The sequence below is a fragment of the Sphaerisporangium sp. NPDC051017 genome (genome assembly GCF_040683095.1).
In the GTDB taxonomy this organism is placed as follows: Bacteria; Actinomycetota; Actinomycetes; order Streptosporangiales; family Streptosporangiaceae; genus Sphaerisporangium.
The window spans coordinates 24861-39514 of the sequence record NZ_JBFBCI010000028.1 but is presented as its reverse complement, the minus strand read 5'-3'; the positions used below and the strand labels follow the sequence as shown (position 1 = coordinate 39514).

General features: G+C 67.8%; 13 protein-coding genes and 1 pseudogene. 3 read left to right on the top strand and 11 right to left on the bottom strand.

Going from position 1 to position 14654, the window contains the following annotated elements; genetic code table 11:
- Nucleotides 1-82: 82 nt before the first annotated feature.
- The gene (locus AB0M95_RS22315) at nucleotides 83-2455 is read right to left on the bottom strand and encodes an FG-GAP-like repeat-containing protein (RefSeq protein ID WP_363767655.1); all 2373 of its coding nucleotides are present in this window, start codon (nucleotides 2453-2455) and stop codon (nucleotides 83-85) included.
- Nucleotides 2456-2991: 536 nt separating this feature from the next.
- On the opposite strand from AB0M95_RS22315, the gene AB0M95_RS22310 reads away from it, so the two are divergent.
- Entirely contained in the window at nucleotides 2992-3624 is a 633-nt protein-coding gene (locus AB0M95_RS22310) for an HNH endonuclease family protein (RefSeq protein WP_363767652.1), read from the top strand.
- A 356-nt stretch (nucleotides 3625-3980) separates the two neighbouring features.
- Here AB0M95_RS22310 and AB0M95_RS22305 read toward each other — a convergent pair whose 3' ends face one another.
- The 5 genes and pseudogenes from AB0M95_RS22305 to AB0M95_RS22285 form a co-directional block, all read right to left on the bottom strand.
- Nucleotides 3981-4856: a DUF3037 domain-containing protein gene (locus AB0M95_RS22305; RefSeq protein ID WP_363767649.1), complete on the bottom strand. Its 876-nt coding sequence runs from the start codon at nucleotides 4854-4856 to the stop codon at nucleotides 3981-3983.
- A gap of 17 nt (nucleotides 4857-4873) precedes the next feature.
- Nucleotides 4874-5104 carry a hypothetical protein gene (locus tag AB0M95_RS22300; protein WP_363767646.1) on the bottom strand — a complete coding sequence of 77 codons (231 nt, stop codon included), beginning with the start codon at nucleotides 5102-5104 and terminating at the stop codon, nucleotides 4874-4876.
- Nucleotides 5105-5121: 17 nt separating this feature from the next.
- Nucleotides 5122-5664: a HipA family kinase gene (locus AB0M95_RS22295; RefSeq protein WP_363767643.1), complete on the bottom strand. Its 543-nt coding sequence runs from the start codon at nucleotides 5662-5664 to the stop codon at nucleotides 5122-5124.
- Nucleotides 5665-5787: 123 nt separating this feature from the next.
- Nucleotides 5788-5919, bottom strand: a pseudogene (locus AB0M95_RS22290) (IS5/IS1182 family transposase); the annotation flags it as partial.
- Nucleotides 5920-5973: 54 nt separating this feature from the next.
- Nucleotides 5974-6570, bottom strand: a complete 597-nt coding sequence (locus tag AB0M95_RS22285; protein WP_363767640.1) for a TetR/AcrR family transcriptional regulator — start codon at nucleotides 6568-6570, stop codon at nucleotides 5974-5976.
- 130 nt (nucleotides 6571-6700) lie between these two features.
- On the opposite strand from AB0M95_RS22285, the gene AB0M95_RS22280 reads away from it, so the two are divergent.
- On the top strand, nucleotides 6701-7597 hold the full coding sequence (locus tag AB0M95_RS22280; protein WP_363767637.1) for a zinc-binding dehydrogenase: 897 nt from the start codon (nucleotides 6701-6703) through the stop codon (nucleotides 7595-7597).
- 130 nt (nucleotides 7598-7727) lie between these two features.
- Here the strand turns inward: AB0M95_RS22280 and AB0M95_RS22275 are convergent, their stop codons facing one another.
- Nucleotides 7728-8300, bottom strand: a complete 573-nt coding sequence (locus AB0M95_RS22275; protein ID WP_363767634.1) for a hemerythrin domain-containing protein — start codon at nucleotides 8298-8300, stop codon at nucleotides 7728-7730.
- 216 nt (nucleotides 8301-8516) lie between these two features.
- Here AB0M95_RS22275 and AB0M95_RS22270 point away from each other — a divergent pair, with 216 nt between their 5' ends.
- Nucleotides 8517-9956, top strand: coding sequence for a WGR domain-containing protein (locus AB0M95_RS22270; protein WP_363767633.1), 1440 nt, complete (start codon nucleotides 8517-8519; stop codon nucleotides 9954-9956).
- A gap of 92 nt (nucleotides 9957-10048) precedes the next feature.
- Here the strand turns inward: AB0M95_RS22270 and AB0M95_RS22265 are convergent, their stop codons facing one another.
- From AB0M95_RS22265 to AB0M95_RS22250, 4 genes are all read right to left on the bottom strand, one after another.
- Nucleotides 10049-10921, bottom strand: coding sequence for a carbohydrate ABC transporter permease (locus AB0M95_RS22265; RefSeq protein ID WP_363767630.1), 873 nt, complete (start codon nucleotides 10919-10921; stop codon nucleotides 10049-10051).
- Nucleotide 10922: 1 nt separating this feature from the next.
- Nucleotides 10923-11996, bottom strand: coding sequence for a sugar ABC transporter permease (locus AB0M95_RS22260; RefSeq protein ID WP_363767627.1), 1074 nt, complete (start codon nucleotides 11994-11996; stop codon nucleotides 10923-10925).
- Nucleotides 11997-12132: 136 nt separating this feature from the next.
- Complete coding sequence (locus AB0M95_RS22255; RefSeq protein ID WP_363767624.1) at nucleotides 12133-13386, bottom strand: extracellular solute-binding protein; 1254 nt, start codon at nucleotides 13384-13386, stop codon at nucleotides 12133-12135.
- Between the two features lie 45 nt (nucleotides 13387-13431).
- Nucleotides 13432-14547: a substrate-binding domain-containing protein gene (locus tag AB0M95_RS22250; protein WP_363767622.1), complete on the bottom strand. Its 1116-nt coding sequence runs from the start codon at nucleotides 14545-14547 to the stop codon at nucleotides 13432-13434.
- Nucleotides 14548-14654 lie beyond the last annotated feature (107 nt).

Genomic DNA, 14654 nt, shown 5'->3' with positions numbered 1-14654 from the left:
GCCGACGAAGTTGCCGGAGGCTGCCAGGCCGCACTCGCTCTTGCGGCGAACTATCTGGACCGGGCCGTCCGTAGGACGGCTTCTAGTTGCCGCCGCGGTTCAGCCAGGCGCGGACTGCGCCGCCGTCGTAGACGACCAGATAGTCGGCTTTGCCGTCACCGCTGATGTCGGCGAACTGGACGTACGGGCGGGGGTAGTTGGACGCCTGGGCCCAGTTGTAGCGGGCCTCGAAGCTACCGTTGCCCCCGCCACCGCGGTTGAGGAAGGCGTGCACCGAGCCGTCTGCGCCGACCTGCAGGTAGTCGGCTTTGCCGTCACCGTCGCCGTCGGCGAACCGGACGGCTTCCAGCGATGAGCTCCGTGTGCCGCCGGCCCAGTTGAGCCACAGTCGCCAGTCTGGGGGCTGTGGCTCGCTGCTCAGTTGCCCGCTGTTGGGGTCCCACATGTTCTGGTACACGTGGACCGCGCCCTCCGCGCTGACCCGCAGGATGTCGTCGCGTCCGTCCCCGGTGACGTCCGCGAATCGGAGGTTGTTCCGGCTGAACGATTCCTCGCTGAAGACGATCCCCCAGTGGACGAATCTAAGCTTGTTGTCCGGCCCTGGGAAGTTGATGTAGGCCCGTACCTTGCTGTCGGAACTGACCAGGAGGTAGTCGTCGCGTCCGTCCCCGTTGAGGTCGGCGAACCGCACCTCATCCCCATTGACATCGATCGGTTTGGACAGGTCGTCCTTTGCCGGGGCGTACGTGCCCACGTTCACCCAGTCGGGTTGCCCGGGGGTGCCGACGGTGTTCACCGATGCGCGGAAGCTGCCGTCCGCGGCGACCTGAAGGTAGTCGGCCCGCTGGTCGCCATTGAGCTCGGCGATGATCGTGCGGCCTATCCTGGTGCCGTATCCGGGCGCGATCACGCCCAGCGCGCGCCATCCCTCGCCGAGAGCTGTCCCGCTGGACCCGATGGGAGAGCCCGTGCCATCGCCGGACCCGACGTTAGAGTCCGTTGGGCCGTCGTCGACGGGAGAGTCCGCCGGGTTGCAGCCGTCGGCTGCATTCTCGGGCAGCGGGGTCTGAATCCAGCCCTTGGCATCCGCCGCCGATATGGCGCTGTACCAGGCGGCGGCCATCTTGGCGTAGCCCGCGTCCGTCGGGTGCGCGTCGTTCTCCAGTCCGTCGCTGACCAACACCCGGCTCATGTCCACCAAAAGTACGTGCTTGCCCTCGCTTTGCAGGTCCCGCACCATGCCGGGCAGCGCCGCGTTGTATGCGTCGATGCGCGGCTGTAGCCCGGCCTTGCCGGTCGGGATGAGCTTGGCGACCAGCACCGTGGCACGTGGCGAGTCTGTCAGCGCCTGGTTGATCAGCTTCTTGAGCCGGGTGGGCGCGGACGACAGGTAGTAGTCCTGGTTCATGTCGTTGGTGCCGGCGTGCAGGGTGATCACGTTCGGCTGATACCGCGGCACAGTGCAATAGGCGAAGGCCGCGATCTCGCCGATCCGCTTGCCCGGGTGACCCTGATTGTCCGGGTCACTCATCGAGCCGGCCTTCACCGACCCGACGAAGTCAACGCTGCTCCAGGTGTCCTTCAGGTAGGCGTACAACTCGTCGCGGTAGCCGTTCCCATCGGAACTCTCCACGCCGTAGGTGATCGAGTCTCCGAGGGGCATCACCCGCAGCGAGATGTCCTGCTCGGGGTGGGGACGCAGCCCGCCCCAGTCCCTCATCGCTTCGTCGAGGAGTCCCTCCAGTTCCTCAAGCTCGTGGCCGAGATGATCCGCCCCGTCGGCGGCACTCCTTCCGAGCCAGGAGTCGACCCAGGGCACCCTGGACCTGATCCAGGTACCGACGTTCTTGAAGGCCTTGGCGACATGGTCCTTCGCCCACGGGGAGAAATACTTCTCCCACAGGGCGCCGATGGCCAGTCCGATCAGCCCGGCGATGATGATGTCCCTGATCGACTCCTTGGAGCCCAGGGTTCCGGCGAACCCGTGGTTCACGATCGCCGTCACGATGCCGGTAACGGCGCCTTGGAGGGGGGTGCAGATCACCGGAATGGTCGCGGCGCCCACCCCGGTGGACGTCAAGCCCGCGATGCACAGCACCCTGAGCCCGTACCCCGCGGCGTAGCCGATCAGCGAGGCGGCGACCCCCGACCAGAAGCCGGCGGTGGTGATCTCCCCGGCCGGGATGGTGATGGCCAGGCCGCCCGAGGTCACGTCCACCGTGCCCTGGAAATTCGGCCACTCCGAGGTATTGACGTTGGTGTCCACCTCGCTCTCCGCGAGCGTCTGCTTGATCGCGTTGCCCAGTCCGCCGTGCTCCCTGATGTCCGCCTGCATCTCCGGCACGATGTCCCGCAGGTCGGCAGGATCCACGCCGATGTCCGAGGCGTTGAGGGTCAGGGTGATGTCCCCGGCAGCTGTCGCCGGGGGGGTCAGGCCCAGTAGCAGAGCCACCACGATGGACATGATCAAGGCCACACGGCCAGTCGTACTTCGCGTATTCACGCACACCTCCACATTCGGGGAGAATCATCTCCAGACCAGACAAGATTGACGTGAACGCCCCGTTAACACTCGCGGGGTGGTTATGACGACCGGCGGCCAGGTGGCCGCCGGCCCGCGAGAAAACCGGATGTGACGTGGCGCGTGTCGTCGATGAAGACGAGTTGGTCGGGCACCGCACACTCCCCGGTCGGGCTCTCGGCGTGGCGGCGGAGAGGTTGGGTTGCCGGGGTTAACCAACAATTCGTGGTGGTGTTAGATCGCCGTTGATGGGCGCGATGGGTGACGTTGGGTGATGTTCGGGGGGTTTGGGCTGTTCGGTGGCTTGTGGGGAAAAGCTAGCGGCAGTACCTTACCAAGCCGACCGATTCGTGTCAGCAAAGCCTGATATTTCCCGATAATCCACGCGGTGTAATCGTCCGATCTGTCTCGTCAACCCCCTGGACCTGCGGCTTCCCGCGCAGCAGGCCCGGAGACAGAAGGAGAGACTCGTGAGACGAGTCCTGTTCCTGGCTGTGGCCACCGTCCTCGCCTTCGTCGTCACCACCGTGGCGACCTCCCCCGCGAACGCGTTCACCCCGCCGAACATCCCGTCCCTCAGCACGGCGACCGCCGAGCTCAACGCGCTCAAGGTCGACATCGAGCGGAACGCCGGCACTTACGACCGCAACCTGTTCCCGCACTGGATCACGATCTCCGGTACCTGCAACACCCGTGAGACGGTGCTCAAGCGCGACGGCGTCGGCGTGGTCACCGGCTCCGACTGCTACCCGACCTCCGGCCGGTGGACCTCCCCGTACGACGGCGCCACCTGGACTCTCGCCTCCGACCTCGACATCGACCACATGGTGGCCCTGGCCGAGGCGTGGCGCTCCGGCGCGTACGCCTGGACCACGTCCAAGCGCCAGGCCTTCGCCAACGACCTCACCAACCCGCAGCTCTGGGCCGTGACCGACAACGTCAACCAGGCCAAGAGCGACTACGACCCCGCGCGCTGGAAGCCCCCGCTCACCTCCTTCTGGTGCACCTACGCGAAGGCGTACATCGACGTGAAGTACGAGTGGAGCCTGAGCGTGGACAGCGCGGAGAAGTCGGCGCTGTCGAGCATGCTCGGCCGCTGCTAGGACGCCCGCCGGCGGCACGGGACAGGTTCCCGTGCCGCCTCGGCGTCTGCGGACCGACGGGTTCGTGGAGGTCGCCGCAGACCTGCTGCCCTCGCACGGCCACGACTCGAAGCGGATCAGGACGGAGCACTGCGGGCCGACGGGAGGCTGACGGCGAGGACCGACGGGGAGGCTGACGAGGGCCCGGCCTGACAACCGGAGTGGCTGCTCCGGATTCTGGAGTAACTGGAGTTAATACTCCGTTTCAAGCGTGCCCCTACGCGGAGGAGTTCCGTGTGGCCGCTACCTGTTCATCCCCGCGATACAGGCCGTCGGTCGCAGGGATTCCGGTTCCGAGGCGGCGAGACGGCGTGCGGTCAGAGCAGCCTCCGGATGAGGTCCGCCGCTTGTACACTCACAGCGCCGACGTCCTCTACGGGATGAACGTCGGCCCCCAGCGCATGGAAGACCTGCTCCGCCTCTTCGTAGGCCGCGCCCTGTTGAGCCGTCTCCGGCGTTGCGATCACCACTTGCAGGTCCACGTCCCGGGTGACCTCACTCGATCGGCCTTGGGCGTCCACCATCCGAGCCTGATCGCCGCGGCGGAGGCGTTCAAGTGCAAAACCCCATGCCTTCACCTGCGTGAGGAGTCTCTCCAGGCCCGTGACCCGAAAAGACCACCCTTGTGCAAGTTGCACGGCTTTACCGTTTGCGATGGCTATGTCGATGGTGGAATGCAGCTTGTCGCCGATGAACACGTCCGATTTTGGTTTAAGGAGGTGCGCAGGTATCTCAGCCCGCTGATAGGCCTTGCGGAGATCCTGCACCACTCGATCCTTGCCGACGGTGACCTGCCGTGGTTGCGTGGCGGGATCGATGATCATTCGCTTGAAGATGACATCCAGGGCCGCTTCCGCGTGATTGGCGATGATCGAGGCCGGTGGACTGAGCTGCACGATGTTCCGATGATCATGATGGAGCCTCAGTAGCCAGTCGTCGGCGAGCGGGTGGCTTCCCTCGGCTTCCAGTACCTCGCGTGCCTCGGCGATTTCGCTGCTCAGGCGGACTAGAAAGCGGTCGGTGACGTCGATGGCCGCAGGGAGCGCGAACCTTTTGATCCGTTCGGTGTTACCGAGGCGCCGGACGGCCCAGTCGCCCGTCGTCGGATCACCGGCAATGGCGCCGACGTTCACGAACTCCCCGGTTCGCGGGTCAGGCAGGCAGCGAACGATCGAGTAGATGTATCTGCTCATTGGCTCAGACACTCCCTTCAGACCAGCGCTCGAAGGCGATTCGCCACCGCAGGTGCCCGATGCTCCAGGAACCAGCCCAGCGTTGCCAGAGCCTCGTCGCTCACCGGCCACGATGCCGGTACGGCACGCAAGATCTTGACGAGGGCATCACGATCTATTGTCTCAAGGGCCTCGGCAACGGCCTCGACCGCCTCTGGGGCCAACCCATTCGGGACATCCGGAAGGACGTTTGCCTCGTCGACGGACAACTTGAGAATCTCGGCATCTATGACGCCATGGTTGGGCGGAAAGTACAGGCCGTGGTCATGGGAGTAATCGATCGGTCATTGTCGAGGTCGTACAGCCACTGGGCATCGTCCCCATAGCACCAGTCGTACAGAGCGTACACCCCGACGTGGCGGACATGGTTGTGATCCTGGTTGCGGTACGCAAGGTGGTGGCGCTGCTCGTCGGCGTGTTCCAATGCCTTGCTCGCGTGAGCGATCCCTGGAACGAGTGGGATGCCGGGGCGGATGTCCTCGCCCCTGAACTCTTCAGGTATTCGGATCAAGGTGCTGTCGCACACCGGCGCGCCGACCAATTTGCCTGCTTTTCCCACGATGTATTCGGCGGCGATCGATCCTCTTGCCCAGTCTCGCCGGCAGGACTCCAAAGTCTTGACGAAGTAGTCGTTTCCATCGTCGGCGATCGCGCGAAAAGGGCTGGCCCAGCTTTGTCCGCCAGGGGTGACGATCGCGACCATGTGAAGGGCGTCGTAGTCGTCGGTGCGACCACTGACCAGACCACGCCACTCGGCGAGTTCGACCAAGACCGCCTCCGTTCGTTCGTCGCTGCCTCGGCGGCAGCATAGGGGGACATGAGTACGGTGGGCGGCCATTGCCCAGAAAGAGGCATCGCAAATGACGTTTTCTAAGACCGACCGGCAAATGGATCACTTCAGGCGTCGGGCGGTGGGGCGGTGGTCCCAGCGGTAGCGGGTCGTCGAGCGTCGGATGAGCATGCGGAGCGTGACGAAGGCGGCGGCGAGGTATAGGTAGAAGTCCACGGCGCTGCTGCTCTTATCCCTGTGGGTGAGCACGTCCAGGCCCTGTTCGAGCCCGGGCGGCACAGAACGAGCTCATGCCTCCAGGCTGAGGGCGGAGTTCATGGTTGAGCAGGCCCGGCGCAAGAGCGCGGGCAGTTCGCCCGGTGTGCAGTCGGGCAGCCATTCGTCCAGAGCGCAGCGCCAGGCGGCCACGAAGAACTCGATGAGGAGCCGCAGTTCGAGACGGTTTTGTTCGTCAAGTCGGCACGCGATCTCGGCTTGGACTTCGGCGCAGTGCCGCAGCGTGTACCCGTCGAGTGCGGCGGAGTCGGCGATCAGCTGGAGCGTGAGCGGGAAGCGCCGGTACCAGTCCTCGTCCATGCGCTCCAGGGTGGTCAGCATGGCGGCGAGGAAGACATCGGCCAGCGGCCCGGACTTCTCGATGCCGTCGAAGACTTCCAGGTAGATGTCCCAGAGCTGCTTGACGGCGGTGAGTGCCACGTCCTCCTTGGAGTGGAAGTTGCGGAAGAAGGTCCTCCGGGACACCTCCACCTGCTCCAGCAGCGCGTCCAGTGGAGTGTTGTCGAATCCGCGTTCACCGAAGAGCGTGATGGCGGTTTCGATCAGTGCCTGGCGAGTACGCAGCTTTTTGCGTTCGCGCAGGGTGGCGGGCTGTTCAACGGTCGTCATCGCGATCACTGTACCAAGTACGCCGAGATCACGCATATGCTCTACTGGAGCAAACGCCACACTGTGGCATTTTGTGAAAGGGAATCTTCCTGTGCGTGCACTCGTCGTGGATCACACCTCACCTGGACACTTGTCACTGACGGACGTCCCTGCTCCGCGACCCGCCGCCCACGAGGCGCTCGTGCGGGTCGAGGCGGTCTCGCTGAACTTCGGTGAGGTCCATGGGGCCACCCGTCCGGAGCTGCCGGACGGCACCGTGCTCGGATGGGACGCGGCCGGCGTGGTCGTCCAGGCGGCCGCCGACGGTTCGGGTCCGGCCGAGGGGGAGAGGGTTGTCACCCTCGGCGGGGAGGCCGGCTGGGCCGAGTTGCGGGCCGTACCCGCCGCCCTGCTCGGCACCGCGCCAAAGGACGCCGATCCCGGCGCGTTGAGCACCGTTCCCGTGGCCGGGCTGAGCGCCCTGCACGTGCTACGTCAGATGGGATCGCTGCTCGGTCGCCGCGTGATGGTCACCGGTGCTTCCGGCGGCGTCGGCCGCTACGCCGTCCAGTTGGCCGCCCGCGCCGGCGCGCACGTCGTTGCCATCAGCCGGAGCGCCGCTCAGGCGGACGGGCTGCGAGCCCTGGGCGCCCACGAGGTCCACCCCGAGCCGGCCGCCGTGCAGCAGCCCGTGTCGGCCGTTCTTGACAACGTCGGCGGACAGCACCTCGTCGACGCCTTCGCCTCCCTGACGACCGGCGGCAGCCTCATCAGCGTAGGCCGCTCCTCCGAGGTCGACGCGGTGCTGTCACCGGATGCCCTGCTGGGCAACGGAGGACGGCACGACCGGTCGATCCGCACCTTCTTCCTCTTCGGCGACCCCACCACCGACTTCTCTTCGGATCTGACCTGGCTGGCCGGAGAGATCGCCGCAGGCGGCCTCGATCCGGGCATCAGCTGGCGCGGCCCCTGGACTCGCCACTCCGAGGCGGTCAAGGTTCTGCTCGACCGTCGCCTCCACGGTAAAGCCGTCCTCGATCTAAAGTAGCCGGCTGGTGGGCGGTCGCGGTGATCGCCGAGGGTGCCGGTACCAGAGCGGTCGTCGCGGCCTCCGTCGCGTCCCGTTTCCTGACGAACCTGGGCACGGCAGATCGAGGATCGCTGTGCTCGCGGGGAGCTTAGCGGCTTCGGCCGGTGACCAGGTCGCGGATGCGGTCGGCGGCGCCCATGAACGGGCTGGCGGCCTTGAGCAGGCCCGGCTTGGGCGGGGTGTGCGGGTGCGGGCGGGTGGGGGCCATCCTCTTGGCCCGTTCGATCTTCGCGCCCAGTTCCGCGGACCGTTCGGGGCTGATGACCAGGCGCAGCTCGGGCCAGACCTGTTCCTCCTCGAACGCGATGTGCTCGCGCGCCTCGCTGATGAAGCCCATCAGCGTGTCCTCGGACCGGGTGTCGCCCGGACGGTAGTCGATCAGTGAATCCAGGATGAACTTGCCCCGCTGCTCCTGGGCGATGCCGTGGTCGGCCATCTCGTTCCCGCCCGGGACCAGTTCGCGGATCACCGGCCAGAAGTACTCCTCCTCGACGGCCTCGTGCTTGGACTCCTCGGTGATGAGCTGGTCGACCTGCCGCCTGCGGTCGAGCATGCTCTCACGCTCGGCGCTCCCCGTCAGCGGCGGCCCGGACTCCAGTTCGAGCATCAGGCGCTTGACCATCTCGTGGTCCCGTTGCAGGACTTCGAACACGTTCGCCATGGCTTGCCTCCCGTGCCGGTGGCGCAATTCCCTCCTTTGGGCGTTGCCCGCATCGCCGCAGGTAAACATGGGTTTTCGGATCGGCCCTCGCTGTCCTGGGGACGGTTCGCGCGGCGCGGACGGGGCCGGGCGTACGTGGCGATGTCCTGGATATCGCATGAAATGTCGGACGCTTCCCGTACGCTCCGGGGCAATCGATCAAGGAAAGGGACGCCGATGTCGCCGCGAAGCACGTATCTGGAGCTGTCCGAGGACACCGGGAGCGCGCACAAGTTCTACGAGGTCGTCGTGACCGGCACCCAGGTGGCGATCACCTACGGCAGGATCGGCGAGCAGGGCCAGACCAAGGTGTCCGCCTTCGCCAGCGCCGAGAAGGCCGAGGCGGCCGCGGCGAAGAAGATCGCCGAGAAGGTCCGCAAGGGGTACGCGCCCGCGGTGCGCGGGGTGCGGCAGCGGCGCACGGTCACCCACCGCCAGATCGTGAGCATCCGCTCGACCGCCCGCCAGGCCCCCGTGCTGTGGCGCTTCGCCAGCGGGGCCGCCGCGTTCGGCATCTTCGTGGACGAGGAGCGGTGCTGGGTCGGCAACCAGAACGGCGACGTCTACACGGTCGGCCACGACGGCACGGTGACCGGCCACTTCCTGCTGCCCGACGGCGTGAAGTGCATCGTGGCCGACGACTTCTGGATCTACGCGGGCGCCGACGACGGCAACGTGTACGACCTGAGCGGCAAGATCCCGCGCGTGGCGTACGAGATCGCCGAGGACGTCGACATCTACTGGCTCGACATCCACGACGGCGTCCTCGGCGTGTCCGACCGCGCCGGGCGGATCACCACGATCGACCACGAGGACGAGTTCCAGTGGGCCAGGAAGGGCGAGGGCGACTCGGCGTGGATGGTCCGCTGCGACGGCGACGCGGTGTACCACGGGCACTCGCGCGGCGTGGCCCGCTACGACGCCGCGGACGGCACGCCGGTCTGGCAGACCTCCCTCGGCGGCCAGGTGCTGTTCGGCTGGCAGGAGCGCGACGTCGTCTACGCCGGTACGCACGACAACAAGGTGTACCGCCTGAACAAGCGCAACGGCGTGGTCGGCGCGGTCTACGACTGCGACGGCGCGGTCTTCTCCTGCGCCTCCGCCCCAGACGGGCGGTTCGTCTTCGCGGGCGACAACCACTCGTCCATCTACTGCTTCGACCGCGGCGGCGAGCGGCTGTGGAAGCTCGGCACCGGCTGCGGCTCGGCGTTCTCCATGCAGTTCCTGGACGACCGGCTGTACATCGTGACGACCAACGGCACGCTGGCCTGCATCGACGCGAGCGAGGAGGCGATCAGGGCGGCCCAGGAGGGCAGCGTCCCCGAGCCGGTGGACGTCAAGGCGGCGGCCGGTCTCGCGGTGGTGCAGCCGTCGGTCGTGCTGGAGAGCGTCCCGGCGAGCGCGCTGCCCGACGGCGACGGCATCGTGGTCGAGTGCGTCCGCGAGGGCGACCGCCTGCGCGTCCACGTGGTCAGCCCGGGCTACGAGCCGCTGTGGAACGTGCAGTTCCCCAAGGGCGTGCGCGAGGCGGGCGCGCGTTACCTGGTGCAGGGCGTCCGCTCGTCCGAGCGCGGCGGCTTCTACCGCGCGTACGGCGAGATCAAGCGGCTGCTCTGAGGGCCGCCGGCGAGCCGGGAAGGGTCGGGAAGGGCGGGGAAGGGCCGGGACGACGCGCGTCCCGGCCCGGCGCACTGGCCTCTCAGCCCTTCTCAGCCCTTGTCGGCCCCCTCGTTGGCGCCCCGGACGAAGTACCGCTGGAACACCACGAAGATGATGGCCACCGGGATCGTCGCGAGGACGGCCGCGCCGAGTTTGAGCGGGTACTGCGTGCCGACGCCGAGCGACCCGCTGACCAGGTCGGCCAGCCCGCGCGGCAGCGTGAACAGCTCGGGGCTCTGCACGGCGACCAGCGTGTGCGGGAACTCGTTCCAGCTGCTCTGGAACGAGATGATCGTCAGCGTGATCAGCGCGGGCCTGGCCATGGGCAGCACGACCGACCAGAACGTGCGGAACACCCCGGCGCCGTCGATCCGCGCCGCCTCCTCCACGCTGACCGGGATCGACTCGAAGAACTGCTTCATGATGAAGACCCCGCCCGCGTCCGCGATGATCGGCAGGATCAGCGCCGCGTAGCTGTCGTACATCCCGAGCTGGTTGAGCACCAGGAACTTCGGGATGAACAGCACCACTCCCGGCACGGCGATGACGGCGACGATCGCGCCGAACACCTCGCGCCGGCCTCGGAAGCGCAGCCGCGCCAGCGCGTACCCGGCCATCGAGTCCAGGAAGACCCGCCCGACGGTGATGATGATCGTCACGAGCAGCGAGTTGCCCAGCCACAGCGGCAGGTCGGTCTGGAAGAACACCCGGTCGTAGGCGCCGAACGACAGCGGGCCGGGGACGGGGGACAGGGGGTGGGCCGTCGCGTCCGCCTCGGTCTTCAGCGAGTTCGCGATCTGGATGACGAACGGGTACAGGAACACCAGCGCGAAGAAGACCAGGACCGCGTACCCGCCGAAGGTGGACGCCAGCCGCCGTCCCTCTCCCGGCCGGCGCGGGTTCTCCCGCGCGTGCGTGGACATGTCACGACCTCCCCGGCCGGATCGTCGGCGTCCGGTCCCGCATCACCCAGCGCTGGACGAGCGTGAGCACGACGATGACCGCGAACAGGACGAACGAGATCGCCGTCCCCGTCCCGTAGTCGAAGTCGCGGAACGCCTTCCGGTACGACAGGTACGCGGGGGTGAGCGTGGTCTTGGCGGGATTGCCCTGGCTCATCACGTACACCTGGTCGAAGACCTGCCAGGTGGAGATCAGCCCGAGCGTGAGCACCAGGAACATCGTGGGCTTGAGGATGGGCAGCGTCACGTACCGGAACCGCTGCCACCGGCCCGCGCCGTCCAGCAGGCTCGCCTCCTCCAGCGTCACCGGGATGCCCTGCAAGGCGGCCAGGAACATCAGCATGAACGTGCCCGAGGTCGTCCACACGACCAGCATGATGATCGTCACCATGGCGACGCTCGGCCCCGACAGCCAGTCCCACCACGACAGCCCGAACGGGCCGCCGCCGGTCAGCGCCGCGGGCGGCGCGTTCGGATCGACCAGGCCGAGCCCGCCGAGCAGCAGGTGCAGCAGGCCACGCGAGTCGGAGAACCACTCCGGCCCTCTGATCCCGAACAGCCCGAGCAGCCCGTTCACCGCGCCGGAGTTGGCGAAGATGAACAGGAACACCACGCTGATCGCCACCGAGCTGGTGACCGACGGGAAGAAGAACGCGCTGCGGAAGAACGTCTTGCCCTTCAACACGCGGTTGTTCACGATCAGCGCCAGCCCGAGCGCGAGCGTGGTCTGCGCCGGTACGACGATCGCGACGTAGTAGATCGTGTTGCGGATGCTCGTCATGAAGTCCTGGCGTGCCAGGTCGTCCTGGGCGAACAGCCGCGTGTAGTTGTCGACGCCGACGAATGGCACCTTCCCGGTGAACGGGCTGCCCTGCCCGTTCCAGGAGGTCAGGCTGACCCACAGCGCCATGAGGATCGGCAGCAGCATGAACAGGGCGAGGATGACGACGACGGGGGCCAGGAACAGCCAGCCCGCGAGGTTCTCCCTGGTCGCGGACCTTCGCCCGAGACGCCGCCTGCCGGACGTGGTCTCCACCTTCGCTCCCTCCTTCCGATGGGCGTGCCCGCGCCCCGTCCCCCTCGCCTCTCCGGGAGGCTCCGCCTGGAAGCCTCGCGGGAGATCACGCCGGAAGGCTCGCCGGAAAGCGGGGACGGGTGCGCGGAGCGGGGCCTCAGCCGAGGGCGCTCTGGGTGTTCTTCTGCAGCCGCTCCAGGAGCGTCTTCGGCTCCGTGGTCGTCAGGTTCTGCAGGCCGGCGTCGAAGTCCGCCAGGACGCTGTCCATCTTGGGGGCGTTAACCGGGCCCTGCGCGTACGCGGCGCCGTCCACGAACGGCACGTCCTCGGGGAACGCCTGGGCGAAGGCGTCCTTGGCCGACTGGCGGGACGGCATCACGCCGAACGCGCGGGCGAACGCCATCTGCTGGTCGGCCTTCGTCATCGCCTCGACGAAGGAGATGGCCTGCTCCTTGTGCTTGCTCTTGGCCGCGATGCCCCAGCAGTTGGTGAAGGACAGCGTGCCCTTGCCCTTGGGGCCCGCGGGCAGCTCGTGCGCGGTGTACTTCAGGTCGGGGTAGTCGGCCTTGATGGCGCCCTTGATCCAGTTGCCCTCGATGGTCATGGCGGCCTTGGCCTTGCCGAACGCCTCGCCGCTCCAGCCCGCGTCGAGCTGCTTGGGCGTCTTGGCCAGGCCGTCCTTCAGGAGCGACTTCACGTAGTCGAGGGCCTCGACGTTCTCGGGGCTGTCCGCGGTGGCCTGCTTGCCGTCCGGGCTGATGATCCAGCCGCCGGCCTGCACCATGAAGGCGCCCATGCGGTCACGGGTGTCGCCGAGCGCCAGCGGCACCATGCCCTTGGCCTTGATCTTCTTGGACACCTCGGTGAGCTGGTCCCAGGTCGTCGGCACGTCCGCCTCGGCGAGGCCCGCCTTCTTCCACAGGTCGTCGTTGACGATCAGCGCCAGCGTGGAGAAGTCCTTCGGGACGCAGTAGAACGTGCCGTCGCGGGTGAACGCCGTCCGCAGCGTCTCGTAGAAGTCCGTCGGCTGCGAGATCTTGTCGCCGTACGGCTCCAGCGCGCCGACGCTCGCGTAGTCGGCGAAGCGCGAGGCGTCCACGTAGAACACGTCGGGCGGGTTGCTCCCGGCGAACGCCTGGCCGAGCTGCTGGGTGAGGTCCTGCGCGGGCGTTACGGTCGCGGTGTTGCCGCTGGCCTTGGACCACGCGTCCGCCGCGTCGCGCACGGCCGTGGTCTCGGCGTCGCCGGAGGAGCCGATGAGGATCTGCAGGGACGCCGGCCCGCTGCTCTGCGGGGCCGAGGAGCTCTGCCCGGCCGTGTCGTCGAACCCGCTGCCGCAGGCCGCCGAGGTGAGAAGGGTGCCGCAGGCGGCCGCTGCCAGCGCCGCCGTCCGGAGGTTACCGCGCATCATCGTGCTTTCCTGACTCGATGGTGATGGGGGAGGGCCTCGGGGCGCTCACGCCGACCTCCGGTGGACCAGCGCGGGTTCCAGCAGGATGTGTGCGGGTGAGTCGCCCGAGGTGGTGGTGCGCGAGGGTCCCCGAGCCCCGGCACCGTCGTTCGATGGGTCGTCCGGCGGGGCGTCCGCGTCGCCGGGCGTGGTCTCCTCGTCGCGGGGCCGGCGGCGGGCGGCGTCCCCGTCGAGCATGTCCGTGAGCAGGGCGACGCAGCGCGCGGCCGCCTCGCCGAGCGGCTGGCTGACGCTGGTCAGCCCGACCGCCCTGGCCACGGGCGTGTCGTCGAAGCCGATCACCGCGATGCCGTTTCCGGCCTGGAGCGCGCCGATCGCCAGCGAGTCGCTGACGCAGACCACCGCCGTCACCGGTCGTTCGGCCGCGAGCAGCGCCGTGACCGCCGCGGCCCCCTCCGGCACGCCATCCTCGGTGCGGTGGTCCAGCTCCGCGAGCTCGTCCGGGCCGATCCCCGCCTCGGCGAGGGTGCGCGCCCAGCCCGACCTGCGGTCGTCGCCGACGCCGGAGCCCTCGGGCCATCCGAGGAAGCCGATGCGCCGGTGCCCGGTCGCCAGCAGGTGGCGGGTCGCCATGGCCGTGCCGGCGGCGCCGTCCACGTCGACCCACGGGTACTTCTGGCCGTCCGGCACGCCCCACGGCCGGCCGAACGTGACGAACGGGATGCGCTGCTCCAGCAGCCAGGCCGCGCGCGGGTCGTCGTAGTCGGTGCTGGTCAGCACGAAGGCGTCCGGCACGTACACGCCGAGCAGGTCGTCGAACGTCGCCAGCTCGGCGTCGTGGTCGTCCGCCGTGTACAGCAGCACGCGGTACCCCGACCGGGCGGCGGACTCGGTGATGCCGTGCAGGAACCGGTCGAAGACCGACCCGTTGATGCCGTCCTCCTGCGCGGGCTCGATGCGCGCCGCGATCAGGCGCGAGCGCCCGGTGCGCATCTGGCGGGCGGCCTGACTCGCCCGGTATCCGAGCGCCCTGACGGCTTCCCGGACGCGGCGGCGGGTCTCCTCGCGGACCACCTCCGGGGAGTTCAGCACGTTCGACACCGTCTGCCGCGAGACGTTGGCGTACCGCGCGACATCGGCGATCGTGACCTTGTCCGCCATGGGTGCCTTTCAACATTTGATCGTTCAAGACGGACTATGGCACGATTGGATCGTTCAAGTAAAGAGAATGTTTCGCGAGCCGTATGCGACGGTCATGTCACGGACCG

Excerpts from the sequence above, each read along its gene's own strand:
- AB0M95_RS22285 (WP_363767640.1), bottom strand. The coding sequence starts at position 6,570 with ATGACGACCGTTGAACAGCCCGCCACCCTGCGCGAACGCAAAAAGCTG.
- AB0M95_RS22250 (WP_363767622.1), bottom strand. The coding sequence starts at position 14,547 with ATGGCGGACAAGGTCACGATCGCCGATGTCGCGCGGTACGCCAACGTC.
- AB0M95_RS22275 (WP_363767634.1), bottom strand. The coding sequence starts at position 8,300 with ATGGCGAACGTGTTCGAAGTCCTGCAACGGGACCACGAGATGGTCAAG.
- AB0M95_RS22255 (WP_363767624.1), bottom strand. The coding sequence starts at position 13,386 with ATGATGCGCGGTAACCTCCGGACGGCGGCGCTGGCAGCGGCCGCCTGC.
- AB0M95_RS22305 (WP_363767649.1), bottom strand. The coding sequence starts at position 4,856 with ATGAGCAGATACATCTACTCGATCGTTCGCTGCCTGCCTGACCCGCGA.
- AB0M95_RS22270 (WP_363767633.1), top strand. The coding sequence starts at position 8,517 with ATGTCGCCGCGAAGCACGTATCTGGAGCTGTCCGAGGACACCGGGAGC.
- AB0M95_RS22265 (WP_363767630.1), bottom strand. The coding sequence starts at position 10,921 with ATGTCCACGCACGCGCGGGAGAACCCGCGCCGGCCGGGAGAGGGACGG.